General features: G+C 73.7%; 14 protein-coding genes and 1 pseudogene. 6 read left to right on the forward strand and 9 right to left on the reverse strand.

Features of this window, described 5'->3' with window-relative positions; genetic code table 11:
- Nucleotides 1–450: hypothetical protein (locus tag GA0115242_RS40940; RefSeq protein WP_176729929.1), on the forward strand; the 450-nt coding region annotated here is incomplete at its 5' end.
- Nucleotides 451–463: 13 nt separating this feature from the next.
- Here the strand turns inward: GA0115242_RS40940 and GA0115242_RS28515 are convergent.
- A pseudogene (locus GA0115242_RS28515) lies at nt 464–911 on the reverse strand (DUF1992 domain-containing protein).
- A gap of 80 nt (nt 912–991) precedes the next feature.
- On the opposite strand from GA0115242_RS28515, the gene GA0115242_RS28520 reads away from it, so the two are divergent.
- Nucleotides 992–1,384: a hypothetical protein gene (locus GA0115242_RS28520; RefSeq protein ID WP_093833480.1), complete on the forward strand. Its 393-nt coding sequence runs from the start codon at nt 992–994 to the stop codon at nt 1,382–1,384.
- Nucleotides 1,385–1,406: 22 nt separating this feature from the next.
- Here the strand turns inward: GA0115242_RS28520 and GA0115242_RS28525 are convergent, their stop codons facing one another.
- The 3 genes from GA0115242_RS28525 to proP form a co-directional block, all read right to left on the reverse strand.
- Complete coding sequence (locus GA0115242_RS28525) at nt 1,407–2,078, reverse strand: O-methyltransferase (protein ID WP_093833482.1); 672 nt, start codon at nt 2,076–2,078, stop codon at nt 1,407–1,409.
- Between the two features lie 31 nt (nt 2,079–2,109).
- The gene (locus GA0115242_RS28530; RefSeq protein WP_093833484.1) at nt 2,110–3,264 is read right to left on the reverse strand and encodes a DUF2330 domain-containing protein; all 1,155 of its coding nucleotides are present in this window, start codon (nt 3,262–3,264) and stop codon (nt 2,110–2,112) included.
- An 87-nt stretch (nt 3,265–3,351) separates the two neighbouring features.
- Entirely contained in the window at nt 3,352–4,725 is a 1,374-nt protein-coding gene (gene proP, locus GA0115242_RS28535; RefSeq protein WP_107461507.1) for a glycine betaine/L-proline transporter ProP, read from the reverse strand.
- A gap of 389 nt (nt 4,726–5,114) precedes the next feature.
- Here proP and GA0115242_RS28540 point away from each other — a divergent pair, with 389 nt between their 5' ends.
- The 3 genes from GA0115242_RS28540 to GA0115242_RS28550 all read left to right on the forward strand — a co-directional run bounded on the left by GA0115242_RS28540 (nt 5,115) and on the right by GA0115242_RS28550 (nt 8,281).
- Nucleotides 5,115–7,157, forward strand: coding sequence for a bifunctional glycosyltransferase 87/phosphatase PAP2 family protein (locus GA0115242_RS28540; RefSeq protein ID WP_093833486.1), 2,043 nt, complete (start codon nt 5,115–5,117; stop codon nt 7,155–7,157).
- Nucleotides 7,158–7,281: 124 nt separating this feature from the next.
- Nucleotides 7,282–8,109: a helix-turn-helix domain-containing protein gene (locus tag GA0115242_RS28545; RefSeq protein ID WP_093833488.1), complete on the forward strand. Its 828-nt coding sequence runs from the start codon at nt 7,282–7,284 to the stop codon at nt 8,107–8,109.
- On the forward strand, nt 8,090–8,281 hold the full coding sequence (locus tag GA0115242_RS28550; RefSeq protein WP_093833490.1) for a DUF397 domain-containing protein: 192 nt from the start codon (nt 8,090–8,092) through the stop codon (nt 8,279–8,281). The genes GA0115242_RS28545 and GA0115242_RS28550 overlap by 20 nt, the downstream gene beginning before the upstream one ends.
- Here the strand turns inward: GA0115242_RS28550 and GA0115242_RS28555 are convergent.
- Nucleotides 8,265–9,434 (reverse strand): steroid 3-ketoacyl-CoA thiolase, encoded by a 1,170-nt coding sequence (locus GA0115242_RS28555; RefSeq protein ID WP_093833492.1) that lies wholly within the window; start codon nt 9,432–9,434, stop codon nt 8,265–8,267. The genes GA0115242_RS28550 and GA0115242_RS28555 overlap by 17 nt on opposite strands.
- Before the next feature lie 236 nt (nt 9,435–9,670).
- Between GA0115242_RS28555 and GA0115242_RS28560 the strand changes: the two genes are divergently transcribed.
- Nucleotides 9,671–10,906, forward strand: coding sequence for a cytochrome P450 (locus GA0115242_RS28560; protein WP_093833494.1), 1,236 nt, complete (start codon nt 9,671–9,673; stop codon nt 10,904–10,906).
- 170 nt (nt 10,907–11,076) lie between these two features.
- Here the strand turns inward: GA0115242_RS28560 and GA0115242_RS28565 are convergent, their stop codons facing one another.
- The 4 genes from GA0115242_RS28565 to GA0115242_RS28580 all read right to left on the reverse strand — a co-directional run.
- Entirely contained in the window at nt 11,077–11,892 is an 816-nt protein-coding gene (locus GA0115242_RS28565; RefSeq protein WP_093833496.1) for a YoaK family protein, read from the reverse strand.
- A gap of 90 nt (nt 11,893–11,982) precedes the next feature.
- A complete protein-coding gene (locus tag GA0115242_RS28570; protein ID WP_093833498.1) occupies nt 11,983–12,393 on the reverse strand; it encodes an aggregation-promoting factor C-terminal-like domain-containing protein in 411 nt (136 codons plus the stop codon).
- 306 nt (nt 12,394–12,699) lie between these two features.
- A complete protein-coding gene (locus GA0115242_RS28575; protein WP_093833500.1) occupies nt 12,700–13,569 on the reverse strand; it encodes an ECF transporter S component in 870 nt (289 codons plus the stop codon).
- Nucleotides 13,566–14,293: energy-coupling factor ABC transporter ATP-binding protein (locus tag GA0115242_RS28580; protein WP_141721780.1), on the reverse strand; the 728-nt coding region annotated here is incomplete at its 5' end. The genes GA0115242_RS28580 and GA0115242_RS28575, both read right to left, overlap by 4 nt.

The raw sequence follows: 14,293 nt of genomic DNA on the forward strand, positions 1-14,293 counted from the left end.
GGGCCGCGGACCACGCCGAGGCCGCTCTCCGCGAAGACCCCGGACGGCGCCCGCACCCCCGACGCCGCCGCGAAGGACGGGGCCCGGACGGACGGGTCGCGTGGCACCGGGTCCGCGCGGTCGGCGACCGGGACGGCGGCGGCCGGGGCCACCGGGTCCGGGGCATCGTCGTCCGGGAGCCTCACGCTCTTCCCGCGGGAGGAGTCCGACAAGCTCGGGCAGCAGCTCCAGACCGCGGTCGCCGGGTTCGTCGACGAGCCCCGTGCCTCCGTCGCCGAGGCCGACCAGATCCTCGGCCAGATCGCGGACCGCTTCACCGAGGCGGTGACCGAACGCCGCCGCCACCTGCGCACCTCGTGGGGCGAGGACGACGGCGGCGCGGACACCGAGCAGCTCAGGCTCGCCCTGCGCGACTACCGGGAGCTGGCCGACCGCCTGCTCCAGGGCTGAACCGCCGTCCCCGTCAGCCGCCCGGCTCCGCCTGCTTCCCGGCCGAGCCGTCCCCGTCGGCCGCCCGGCGCTCCCGCCACCGCCCCACGACCTCTTCGACGTCGTAGGGCCGCATTCCCAGCGGGGGGGCCGGGCGGCGGCCTGAGCATCATGGCGAGCAGCCTGGTGTTGATCCGCCCGACGAGCGCGCGCACCACCCGCTCCGAGGGGGCCGCCAGCGCCTCGGCGAGGGTGTCCTCGGCCTCCTTGCGCAGGGCCAGCGTCGGCGGCAGCACGGAGAGCCCCTCGCGGGCCATCTTCTCCTTGATCCACCACAGTTCGTCGTAGGACGTGTCGCTGCCGGCCGGCAGCGGCTTTCCCGCGCCCGCCAGACCGTCGAACCCGCCCCGCCGCGCGCCGTCGCGGATCTGCCGGTCGACCCAGGATTCGAACGGTACGCCGGGTGGCTTTCGCTCGGTCATGACTCCATTGTGCCGGACGGGACATGGCCGGGCGATTTATCATGCGGCGGCTGTGTACGCACACTTCAGGAGGAGCGCACGTGCTCGAACTCACCATGGCCACCGTGTCCGGGGCGGAAGAGGGGGCCACGGCGGGCATGCTCATGGCCGACGCGCCGAGCGAGCCCGGAGCCGTGCTGCGGGTGGGGCGCGACCGGTCGGTGTGCCGCCTGGCGACGCCGGACGACTGGCTGTTCGTCTCCCGCGTCCACCTGGAGTTCCTCTGCGGCCCCGAAGGGGTCTGGCAGGTCAGCTGGTTGCGCGGGTCGCAGGCCGACCCGTCGGCCGAGGTGCGGCTGATCGTCGGGGAGTACGCGCAGATGCTCGCCTACGGCGGCTGCGTGACCCTGCCCAGGGGCGGCAGCGGCGAGATCGTCGTCCAGGACCGCACCGCCCCGCGCAGCGTCAACGTCGGCTTCTACCACGAGGCCTGAGCCCGCGGGCCCGGCCCGGACGTCAGTCCAGCACCCGCGCCAGCAGGAAGCCGTCGTAGCCCTTGCCGCCGACCGTCTGGACCGCCGTGCCGTCCAGCCTCGGGTGCGCGCCGACCAGTTCGACGGCGGCACGGGTGCCGACGACGTCCGGTTCGGCGCTGCCCGGATCGGCGACCCGGCCGCCGCGGACGACGTTGTCGAGGACGATCAGACTGCCCGGCCGGGTCAGCTTCAGGGCCCAGTCGAGGTAGTGGGGGTTGTTGGCCTTGTCCGCGTCGATGAAGACCAGGTCGAACGGCGGCGGGTTCTCCTCGGCCAGCGCGGGCAGCGACTCCAGGGCCGGGCCCACCCGCACCTCGACCAGCTTGTCCAGCCCCGCGCGGGCGAGGTTGCGGGTGGCGACCTCCGCGTGGTGCGGGCTGAACTCCAGCGACGTCAGACGCCCGTCGGCGGGCAGCGCGCGGGCCAGCCAGATGGTGCTGTAGCCGCCCAGGGTGCCGATCTCCAGCACGGTGCGCGCGCCCTGCACGGTGGCGAGGAGGTGCAGCAGCTTGCCCTGCGGCGCGGTCACCGCGATCGGCGGGAGACCGGCGGCCGCGCTGTCCCGGAGGGCCGCCGTCAGGGCCGCGTCGCCGGGGGCGAGGTGGGTGGTGAAGTAGTCGTCGACGTCCGTCCAGACCTGCGGATCGCTCATGGCCCCGTACCTCCACGTCTCGTTAGTCTCTCTAACTAGCGATGCTAACGGATGTCCGGGCGGCCGGGTCACGGGCGCGGCGCAGGGCCGGTCCGGCCGCCGCAGCGAGCGCCAGCAGCAGCGCGCCCCCGAGGGCCAGCAGCCAGGCGGGCAGACCCGCCAGGGTGCGCAGCCGGTCCTCGTAGACGACCTGCCGCACCGGGGTGTCGGCGGCGGCCCCGCGCAGCACGTGGTCGTCGTCGATCGAGGCCGGGGACGGGAACTCCTGGTGGACGGCGGTCAGGTACGGGGTGCCCCGGGCCAGCTCGGCCAGCGGGCCCGAACGGTCGGTGACCCGGCCCGCGAAGGTGGTGCGGGGACGCTCCCCGCCGATCGCCGAGACCGGTTCCATCCGGTGCGCGGCGAGGACGTACAGGGCCAGCGACTGCGGTTCGCGGGCCAGCCGGGACAGCCGCATCGGGTAGACCGGGCGCGCGGAGCGGAAGACGAGCCGCAGCGGGTCGAGGGTGCCGCGCAGCGGGGCGGCGCCCGCGCCGGGTGCCACCCGGACCGCCACGTACTCCCAGCGGCGCGCCACGTACGGCTCCAGGGCGGCGGCGAGCCGGGGCGGGAGGGCGAAGCCGTTGCGGGCCAGCCAGCGTTCCAGGGCGGCCGGGTCGGTCGCGGTCAGCCGGGCCACGTCGAGGACGCCGAGCCGCTGGCGGCCGACCACGCCGACGCCGGGGAACGGCGGCGGGCCGGGGACGGACCGGGCGCCGCCGGTGACCAGCGGCCAGTCGTCGTCCCGCGGCCAGAAGTGGTGGCGGGTCCTGCGCACCGGCGCCGTGGCGGCCGCCAGCCGGGTGAACAGTGCGGGGTCGGCGGGCCCGACCGTCGCGCGGTGCGGCACCGGGACGACCCAGGCGGCCCGGCTCGCGTCGCCCGCGACCGTCAGGCTCATGACGATCTGCTCCTCGCGGCCGTCCCAGCGGACCGCGGACTCCTCCCGGGCCACCGTGACCACCCGCCCGCCCTCCGGCACCACCCCGCAGCCGCACGCCCAGGCGGGCGCGAGCAGCGACCCGAGCTGGACGGCGAGCAGGACGCAGACGACGGCCAGCGCGCGGGCCCTGGAGCGGGCGGCGCGGGGGCGGGGAGGGACCGGCACGCGCGCGCGTGCCGGACCGTGCGGGAACCGTGCGGCCATCGCGGCGCCTCCAGCCGACCCGTCGCCTGCGGACAGGGATTCAGACGGTACGGGGGAGGCGCGGGTTCCGGATGGGTTTCCGGACAGCTACCGGGGTGCCACCGAGGGTGCCGAACCGGGCAGCGGGCGGCCCGCCGACTCGCTCATCCGCCACACCGCGAAGCCGCCGACCACGGCCGCCGCCATCATGTAGTAGGCGGGCATCATCAGGTTCCCGGTGGCGCCGATCAGGGCCGTGACCACCAGCGGGGTGGTCCCGCCGAAGAGCGACACGGAGACGTTGAACCCGATCGACAGCGAGCCGTAGCGCACCCGGGTCGGGAACAGGGCGGGCAGCGCGGACGGCATCGCCGCCGTGAAGCAGACCAGAAGCAGCCCCAGGGCGCCCATCCCGAGGGCGATCGCCGGCAGACCGCCCTGCCGGATCAGCAGCAGCGCGGGCACCGAGAGGAACAGGAACCCGGCGCAGCCCGCCGCGATCACCGGACGGCGTCCGACCCGGTCGGTGAGGGCACCAGCGAACGGCTGGACGACCATCATCAGGGCCATCACCCCGAGCACCACCAGCAGGCCGTGCGTCTCGTCGTACTCCAGCTCGCTCGTCAGATAGCTCGGCATGTACGACAGCAGCATGTAGTCGGTGACGTTGAAGACCAGCACCAGGCCGACGCAGAGCAGCAGCGCCCGCCACTGGCCGGTCACCATCTCGCGCAGCGGCACCCGCGGGCGCTCCGTCCCGGCCGTCCCGGCCTTGCGCGCCTCGGCGGCGAACGCCGGGGTCTCCTCCAGGCGCATCCGCAGGTACAGGCCGACCAGGCCCATCGGACCCGCGATCAGGAACGGGATCCGCCAGCCCCAGGAGAGCAGGTCCTCCGCGGGGAGCAGGGCCGTCATCAGCGTCACCAGGCCCGCGCCGCCGATGTACCCGGCGAGGGTGCCGAACTCCAGCCAGCTCCCGAGGAACCCGCGCCGCTTGTCCGGCGCGTACTCGGCGATGAACGTCGAGGCGCCCGCGTACTCGCCGCCGGTCGAGAAGCCCTGCACCAGACGCGCGGCCAGGAGCAGCAGCGGCGCCCCGACGCCGATCGCGCCGTAGGACGGGATCAGGCCGATCGCGAAGGTGCCCGCCGCCATCATGATCATCGTCAGCGCGAGGACCTTCTGCCGGCCCACCCGGTCGCCCAGCGGGCCGAAGACCAGACCGCCCAGGGGGCGGACCAGGAAGGCCGCGGCGAAGGCGCCGAACGTCGACAGGAGCTGCACGGTCGGGCTGCCCGACGGGAAGAAGACCTTGCCCAGCGTCACCGCGATGTAGCTGTAGACGCCGAAGTCGAACCACTCCATCGCGTTGCCCAGCGCGGCCGCCTTGACGGCCCGCCCGACCAGCGCGGGATCGGTGACGGTGACGTCGGGGGAGTGGTCCTCGCGGACCGGGGGCGCGGTGATCTCGGCGGTCGCCAAAACGGGGCTCGCCTGCCTTTCGTCGGGGACGGGACCAGCAAGCAGCTCGACGACGGCGGCGGACTGCGAAAAGTCGAAGATAGGTCCGGATGTCCCGATCACGGACGGTGCGCCCCTCGTGGCACAGGGCAGGCAAACGGGGCGTACGCAGGCAGATCCCCCCGCCCGGCAGCGGTTCCCGCGGGCGCCCGCTGTGATCCATCTCGCTCTCCGCGGGAACGGCGCAACCGCCCGCGCACTATCGTCATCCGCACAAAAGGCGGGCGGACGTCAGGTGAAGAGGGGGTTGCCTGCGTCCCTTCCGCGGGGTGGTGCGAGCCTCATAGGGTTCGCGGGGGATCTCCCACGCGACGGAGCGGCGGGACGACGGGGCGGGAGGCCTACGAGGCGTGGCGAACGTGGAGCACAGCGGGCGGCGGCCGGGGGACGCGTTCGAGGCGGTGGGGGGACGCCTGGGCGCCGCGCGGCTCGGTCTGTGGCTGATCGCCGCGGTCCTCGCGATACGGCAGCTCACCGCGGTCCTCGGCACCCCGAAGGGCGACCGGCTCACCGACCTGGAGACCTGGGTAGGACCGCACGGCGTCCTACACGTGAAGGGGTCCCTCTACGACTCCACGCGCTTCACCGGGACCCCCTGGTCGGGGCTCGTCCTCAAGCCCCTCACCCGCACCGCCGAACAGGCCCTCGGCTGGGGCTGGACCTTCGGCACCCTGCTGCTGGTCGTCGCGCTCGGCCTGGTCGCCGCCCGCGCCTTGCCGCAGCCCGTCAGCCGCCGCACCTCGCTGCTGGCGGCCCCGGTCGCCATCAGCCTGCTCATGCTGTCGCTGCCGGTGCGCAACACCCTCTGGCTCGGCCAGACCAGCATCATCCCGGTGCTGCTGGTCCTCCTCGGCTGCTTCGTCGTCCGCGGCCGGTACGCGGGCGGCCTGCTGATCGGCGTCGCCGCAGCGTTCCAGCCGCCCGTGCTCCTCTTCGCGCCCCTGCTCTGGTTCACCGCCCGCCGCCGGGCCGCCGTCACCGCGGGCGCCACCTTCGCCGCCTGCACCCTGCTCGCCTGGGCGGCGCTGCCGCACGACTCGTACACCTACTGGGTGCACCACATGGCGGGCACCGGGCTCGGCGCCCCCGCCGACGACCTCGCCAACCAGTCCCTGCACGGCGCCCTGCTGCGCCTCGGCCTCACCGGCCCGCTGGAGATCGGCCTGTTCCTGGCCCTCGGCACCGCCGTCGCCGTCCTCGGGGTGCGCCGCGCCGTGCGCTACGCGCGCGACGGGCAGCTCCTGCTCGCGGTCGCCGTCACCGGCTGCGCCGCGGTCGCCGTCTCCCCGACCACCTGGCAGCACCAGCTCCTGTGGGTGCTGCTCGCGGTCGTCGGCCGGGTCGGCACGCGCGCCTCCGACCGGTACGTGTGGCCCGTCGCCGTGGTGCTGCTGATGACGCTGCCCGCGAAGATGCTGCTGCCGAACATGGCGGCCGTCCATCCGCTGCGCGACAACGTCGTCCTGCTCGCCGCGCTGCTCGCGGCGACCGTCGTGCCGTTCCTGCCGCGCACCTCGCCCTCCTACCGCTCGCCCGTCCCCACCGAGTACGCCGACCCGGTCCCCAGCCGCTTCCGGCACGTCCCGCTGCTGCCGTTCCTGCGCCGGGTCCTCACCCGCCCCAACCTCCTGCTCGAACTCCTCCTCATCCGCGTCACCTACGCCGCCTACGCCCAGGTCAGGCTCGCCGCGACCGGCGGCAGCAACTCCGCCGGGCGGGAGCGGGCCGAGGGGCACGCGCACCAGATCCTCGACATCGAGCGGTTCCTGCACATCGACATCGAGCTGTGGGCCAACCACGCGGTGGTGAAGGTCGGCTGGCTGCGGGACTTCTTCGACTTCTACTACGAGTCCTTCCACTTCGTGGTGCCGCTGGCCGTGCTCGCGGTGCTGTACTGGCGCCGCCCGGCCGACTACCGCTGGGCCCGCTCCACCCTCGGCTTCGCCACCCTGCTCGCCCTGGTCGGCTTCTGGCTCTACCCGCTGGCCCCGCCCCGGCTGCTGCCCGGCCTCGGGATCATCGACACCGTGCACGGCGTCCAGGACTTCTCCAAGCCCGACTACGGCACCCTGACCGCGCTCACCAACCAGTACGCGGCCATGCCGTCGCTGCACTTCGGCTGGTCGCTGTGGTGCGGGGTGGTCGTCGCGGTCATCGCGCCCAGGGCGTGGATGAAGGCGCTCGGCCTGCTGCACCCGCTGTTCACCGTCTCCGCGATCGTGGCGACCGGCAACCACTGGGTGCTCGACGCGGTCGGCGGCGCGGCCGTCGTGGCCGCCGGCTTCGGGCTCGCCCACCTCCTCCAGGGCCCCCGGGCCGGAGCCGGGAGCCCGTCCCGGAAGGCCGCGGACGGGGCCAGGGAACCGGTCAGGGAGTCCGCGCCGAGCACCTGACGGCCCGCCCCCGCGGGACCTGCCCGTTCCCGGTACGGCGGTGACGTGCCACGACTACTGTGGGCCACAGTACGGACACAACGCGTGCGGCGGGGTGCCGAGTCACGTGGAAGGGGACCCGTCTGTGACCCACATCAACCCGCTCGACCCGGGTGCCTCGCCGCTCGACTACTACGGCTTCGAACTCCGACGGCACCGCGAGGCCGCCGGACTGACCCAGCGTCAGCTCGGTGACATCGTCAACTACACCGCGTCACTGGTCGGTCAGGTCGAGACCGCCCGCAAGCTGCCGACGCAGATCTTCAGCGAGCGGGTCGACGCGGCCCTCGGCACCGGCGGCCTGCTGTCCAGACTCGTCGAACTCGTCATGCGCAGCCAACTCCCCGCCTGGTTCCAGAAAGTGGCGGAACTCCAGTCCAAGGCCGCACAGATCTACTCCTTCGAACTGGGCATCATGCCGGGCCTGTTGCAGACCGAGGCGTACGCGCGCGCCGTGCTCGGCGTGATCGACCGCTCCAACCTGGAGGACCGCACCACCGTGCGGATGGCCCGGCAGCGCCTCTTCGAGAAGGAGGAACCGCCGTTCGTCTGGGTGGTGCTCGGCGAGGCCGCGCTGCGCCAGGCGATCGGCGGCCCGCGCACCATGCGCGGCCAGCTAGCCCGGCTCCTGTCCTACGAGGACAGCCACCGGGTCAACATCCAGGTGCTGCCGTTCTCGGCCGGCGCGCACGCGGGGATGATCGGCTCGTTCGACATCTACCGCTTCACCAACGACGCTCCCATCGCCTACACCGAGGGCTACGGCAGCGCCCATCCCACCGCCGACCCGGACACGGTCAGGGCGTTCTCGCACCGTTACGATCACCTCCAGGCCGCCGCACTCTCCCTCAAGGACACGGCAGAGCTGATCCGGTGCGTGATGGAGGACAGCTATGGAGAGCACCTGGTGTAAGTCGTCCTACAGCGACGACCAGAGCGGCAACTGCGTCGAGGTCACCGAGACGGACTGCCGCGCGGCCACCGTCTCGGTACGTGACTCCAAGGCGCCCGCCGGGCCGATGCTGACCCTGGCGTCCGCCGCCTTCTCCGTCTTCGCCGACTGGGCCGCTACAGGCGCTGGATGATGGTCCCGGTGGCGAGACCGCCGCCCGCGCACATCGTCACCAGCGCGAACTCCTTGTCCGCGCGCTCCAGTTCGTGCAGCGCCGTGGTGATGAGCCGGGCACCGGTCGCGCCGACCGGATGGCCGAGCGCGATCCCGCCGCCGTTCACGTTCACCTTCCGCAGGTCCTGTCCGAAGACCTGCGCCCAGCTCAACACCACTGACGCGAACGCCTCGTTGATCTCGACCAGGTCGATGTCCTTCAGCGTCATGCCCGCCTTGCCGAGCACCGCGCGGGTCGCGTCGACGGGGCCGTCCAGATGGAAGTGCGGGTCGGAGCCGACCAGCGCCTGCGCCACGATCCGGGCCCTGGGCCGCAGCCGCAGCGCGCGGGCCATCCGCTTCGACGCCCACATCACGGCCGCCGCCCCGTCGCTGATCTGCGACGCGTTGCCCGCCGTGTGCACGGCCGTCGGCATCACCGGCTTCAGCCGGGCCAGCGCCTCCATCGACGTGTCCCGCAGCCCCTCGTCCCGGTCGACCAGCCGCCACATGCCCTGACCGGCCCGCTGCTCCTCCTCGGTGGTCGGCACCTGGACGGCGAACGTCTCCCGCTTGAAGCGCTCCTCGGCCCAGGCCGCGGCCGCCCGCTCCTGGGAGAGCAGGCCGAGCGCGTCGACGTCCGCCCGGGTCAGCCCCCGGTGCCTGGCGATGCGTTCGGCCGCCTCGAACTGGTTGGGCAGGTCCACGTTCCACTCGTCGGGGAAGGGCTTGCCAGGCCCGTGCTTGGAGCCCGAGCCCAGCGGCACCCGGCTCATCGCCTCGACGCCGCAGCTGATGCCGACGTCGATGACGCCCGCCGCGATCATGTTGGCCGTCATGTGCGCGGCCTGCTGCGAGGAGCCGCACTGGCAGTCGACGGTGGTCGCCGCCGTCTCGTAGGGCAGGCCCATGGCCAGCCAGGCGGTGCGGGCGGGGTTCATCGACTGCTCACCGGCGTGGGTGACGGTGCCGCCCACGATCTGCTCGACCGCGTCGGCGGGGATGCCGGTGCGGCCGAGCAGCTCCCGGTAGGTCTCTCCGAGGAGGTAGGCGGGGTGCAGATGGGCGAGCGCGCCGCCGCGCTTGCCGATGGGGGTCCGTACGGCTTCGACGATCACGGGTTCCGCGGCCATTGGGGGCGAGTCCTCTCCTCCGGTACCCGCGCGGCGCGGGCGTCCCGGCCACCCGCCACGCAGAACTAGTACGTGTTCTAGTTCTGTCAGGCAGTCTGCTGACAGCGTGCGGGCCACCGCAAGGGGCGTGCACGCAATTGGGGCGGCCCCGCCCCTTGCGACTTCACGGACCCGTCATTACCTTCACGGCAGTCGTCAGGAACTGATGGCTCGTCAGAACGGAGCGGGAGCCGCCGATGTCCTGTCCAGCCCTCCCCGACGGGTTCGACCTCACCGACCCCGACCTGCTGCACCACCGGGTCCCCCTGCCGGAGTTCGCGGCGCTGCGGCGCGCCGAGCCGGTGCGCTGGATCCCCCAGGCGGGCAACGTAGCCGGGTTCCAGGACGAGGGCTACTGGGCGGTCACCCGGCACGCGGACGTCAAGTACGTTTCCACCCATCCGGAGATCTTCTCCTCGTACCTCAACACGGCGATCATCCGCTTCAACGAGCACATGCACCGCGACGCGATCGACGCGCAGCGGCTGATCCTGCTGAACATGGACCCGCCCGAGCACACCCGGGTCCGCCAGATCGTGCAGCGCGTCTTCACCCCGCGTGCCATCCGCGCCCTGGAGGACCGGCTGCGCGCGCGGGCCGACGCCATCGCGCGCACGGCCCGCGACCGCACCGGGTCCTTCGACTTCGTCACCGAGGTCGCCTGCGAACTGCCCCTCCAGGCCATCGCCGAACTCATCGGCATCCCGCAGGAGGACCGCACCCGGATCTTCGAGTGGTCCAACCGGATGATCGCCTACGACGACCCCGAGTACGCCATCACCGAGGAGGTCGGCGCCGAGTCGGCCACCGAACTCATCGCCTACGCCATGAACATGGCGGCCGACCGCAAGCAGTGCCCGGCCAAGGACATCGTCAGCACGCTGGTCGCCGCCGAGGACGAGGGCAACCTGAACTCCGACGAGTTCGGCTTCTTCGTGCTCATGCTCGCGGTCGCGGGCAACGAGACCACCCGCAACGCCATCACCCACGGCATGCACGCCTTCCTCACCCACCCCGACCAGTGGGAGCTGTTCAAGCGGGAGCGGCCGCAGACCACCGCCGAGGAGATCGTGCGCTGGGCGGCCCCGGTCAACGCGTTCCAGCGGACCGCCACCCAGGACACCGAACTCGGCGGCAAGCTGATCAGGAAGGGCGACCGGGTCGGCATCTTCTACGCCTCCGCCAACCACGACCCCGAGGTCTTCACCGACCCCGACGCCTTCGACATCACCCGCGACCCCAACCCGCACCTCGGGTTCGGCGGCGGGGGCCCGCACTTCTGCCTCGGCAAGTCGCTCGCCGTCCTGGAGATCAACCTGATCTTCGGCGCGATCGCCGAGACGATGCCCGGCCTCACCCTGGCGGGCGACCCACGGCGGCTCCGCTCGGCCTGGATCAACGGGGTGAAGGAACTCCAGGTCAGGGCGGGCTGAGCGGCCCCCGAGCGGGGCCCGTCGTCCCGGGCCGGCGGCATCCCGGCGCCGCCGGCCCGTCCCGCACGCCCGCGCCCGCGTCTGCTCGGTACGCCCGCGTCTGCTCCGCAGGCCCGCGCCCGCCCTGTGCTCGCCGCCCCCCGGCGGTGCGCCTCCGTCCGCCGCCGCCGCTACTCGCGTCCCGACGCCACCAGGGCCAGCGCGCCCGACGCCACCGCCGCGATCAGCAGGGGCAGGGCCAGGTCGTGGTGGACCACCAGCCACGCGCCCAGGAACGCCCCGGCGGCCATGGCGACCACGGAGGCGGCGCGGCGCGGGGAGCGGTGGGCCGGGCCGCCACCGCCGCCCGCCCGGGAGTCGGAGGCCAGCCCGGTCAGGGTCATGGTGAGGACGGTCGTCGTCAGGTCGGGGACGCCCAGCTTGCGGACCGTGGCGTTGCGCAGCCCCATCGCGAACGCCGTCAGGGCGATCAGCGCGTAGACGGTGACCGTGGCGCCCGGCGCGAGGAAGGCGACCAGCGCCGAGATCCCGACCAGGACGGCCTCGGCGCCGAGGGTGCGCCGGGCCCAGGTGCGGCGCGAGCCGGTGCCGAGCGCGGCCGCGACCCGTCCGCCCGTCAGCGCGCCGAGCAGGAAGAAGCCGAGGGAGGTGGCGGTGTGCGGCACGGAGAAGCCGGGCGCCCCGGCGGCGGCGAAGCCCAGCACCACCACGTTGCCGGTCATGTTGGCGGTGAAGACATGGCCGAGGCCCAGATAGCTGACGGCGTCGATCAGGCCGCTGACCACGGTCAGGGCCAGCAGGACGACGACGAGGCGCACCCCGCGCGCCTCCGGGTCCGGCGCTTCCGGCGCGTCGGGCGGGTCGGGCGGTGCGGCGCCCGGTCCGCCGTCCGACGGGCCGCCCGGTGCGCCGTCCGACGGGCCGCCCGGTGCGCCGTGCGACGGGCCGTCCGGTGCGCCGCCCGGACCGCTGTTTCGGTCGCTCATGAGCGCCAAGTCCACCACAGACGCCCGCACCCCCGCCGGAAGGGCGGGGGTGCGGGCGCGGTGCGGGCGGTTCTCCCGGCGTGGCGTGGATCAGTACCAGCCGTTCGCCTGCCAGAAGGACCAGGCGGCCGTCGGGGAGCCGTAGCGCGAGTTCATGTAGTCCAGGCCCCACTTGATCTGGGTGGCCGGGTTGGTCTTCCAGTCGGAGCCGGAGGAGGCCATCTTCGAGCCGGGCAGGGCCTGGACCAGGCCGTAGGCGCCGGACGAGGCGTTGGTCGCGGTCACGTTCCAGCCGCTCTCGTGCGAGACGATGTTGCTGAACGCGGCGTACTGGGCCTTGTCCGGGATCATCTTCTGCGCGACGGCCTGGGCGGAGGAGGCGTTGGTGGTCGCGGCGTGAGCGGGGGCCGCGGTCAGCACCATGCCGGTGGTGGCGGCGGCCACGGCGGCGGAGGCGAGGGCCTTCTTCGGGGACATGCGGGCGATGCGGGAGACGAGCACGGGGAACCTTTTCCTCGGGGACAGTGCGGCCGCTCTCGTGCACCCGGGGAGCGGACGACCGCGCCGTGAGGTGAACGTCGGCTCCGCGACCCGGGGGCCGGTCGGTGCCGTGCGACGTCGTCCAGAGAAGCAGGCCGGGAAGCCGCCCGCAATGACCCCTTTTACTAGTTGTGGTCGCATGTGAGGCGTGTGCGGCTTGTGTGACGCGGCTCTCAACGCGCAGGTCAGAGGCAGTTATGGCATGCCCATGGCGTCCGAAATGTCTACTAAGCCGGATAGTGAGTGAACTGGGTCACGTGGGGTGCTTCACCGCTCAACGGCCTCGGGGTGACCCTCGCGCGACGCTCCGTGCCCCTCGAAGGTGACGCCGGTCTCGAACGCCGCCCGCCGCGTCGCCCGGCGCAGCGCCCGCAGCACGGCGGGCCCCGCCGTCAGGGTCAGCACCACGGTGACGACGGCCCGCCCCAGGTCCCAGCCGAGCGACGTGGCCAGGCAGTACGCGGTGAACCTGGCGAGGTTGGCCGCCACCCCGGCCTCCGCGTCGAAGCCGATCCCCGAGGCCAGACCGCTCATGAAGGGCCAGCCCGCGAGGTTCATCAGGGTGCCGTAGGCGAACGCGGCCACCGAGCCGTAACCGGCGAGCAGGAGCCGCTCGGCCGTCCCCCTGATCCGCTCGGGCCCCGGCAGCAGGCCCGCGCCCATCGTGAACCAGCCCATCGCCAGCATCTGGAACGGCATCCAGGGCCCCACCCCGCCGGTGAGCAGCGCCGACGCGAACATGGTGAGCGAACCGAGGGTGAAGCCGAAGCCGGGGCCGAGGACCCGCCCGCTCAGCACCATCAGGAAGAACATCGGCTCGATCCCGGCCGTGCCCGCGCCGATCGGCCGCAGCGCGGCGCCCGTCGCCGCCAGCACCCCGAGCATCGCGACCGCCTTGGGCCCGAGCCCCGACTCCGAGATCGTCGCCGCCACCACGGCGACCAGCAGCACCAGCAGCCCCGCGAAGAGCCACGGCGCGTCCTGGGCGTGCGCGGCGACCCGGGACGTCGGCGGTGCGAGGAACGGCCACCCGAAGGCGGCCACCCCGACGGCCCCGACCAGGAGCAGCGCGACGACGGCCCGGGGGCCGAGCCCGATCACGGCCGGCCTGCTCCGGCGCGGCCCCGGCGCGCTCACGCCAGCGCCTCGCGCACCTGGGCGACGGTGAGCCACCGCTGCGGGGCCAGGATCTTCGCGACCTGCGGCGCGAAGGACGGCGAGGAGACGACCACGTCGGCGGTCGGCCCGTCGGCGATCACCTCGCCCTCGGCCAGCAGCACCACCCGGTGCGCCAGCTCGGCGGCCAGCTCGACGTCGTGGGTGGCCAGCACGATGGCGTGGCCCTCGGCGGCCAGCGTGCGCAGCAGTGCCACCAGGCGGGCCTTGGCCGCGTAGTCGAGGCCCCGGGTCGGCTCGTCGAGCAGCAGCAGCGGCGGACGCGCGGTCAGCACGACGGCCAGCGCCAGCGTGAGCCGCTGCCCCTCGGAGAGGTCGCGCGGATGGGTGCCGTCCTCGATGCCCGGCAGCAGCCCGGCCACCAGCGCCCGGCACCGGCCGGGCTCGGCGCCCGCGTCCCGGTCGGCGGCCTCGCACTCGCCGCCCACCGTGTCCGCGTACAGCAGGTCGCGGGGGTCCTGCGGGACGAGGCCGACCCGCCGCACCAGCTCGCGCGGCGCGGTCCGGTGCGGGACCAGGCCGCCGACCCGCACGCTTCCGGCGGTGGGCGGCACCAGTCCGACGAGCGCGCCGAGCAGCGTCGACTTCCCGGCGCCGTTGCGTCCCATCAGGGCGACGGTCTCCCCGGCGCCGACGGTCAGGTCAACCCGGCGCAGCGCCTGGACCCGCCCCCGCCGGACCGGCC

It is taken from the genome of Streptomyces sp. SolWspMP-5a-2 (genome assembly GCF_900091845.1).
Classification (GTDB): domain Bacteria; phylum Actinomycetota; class Actinomycetes; order Streptomycetales; family Streptomycetaceae; genus Streptomyces; species Streptomyces doudnae.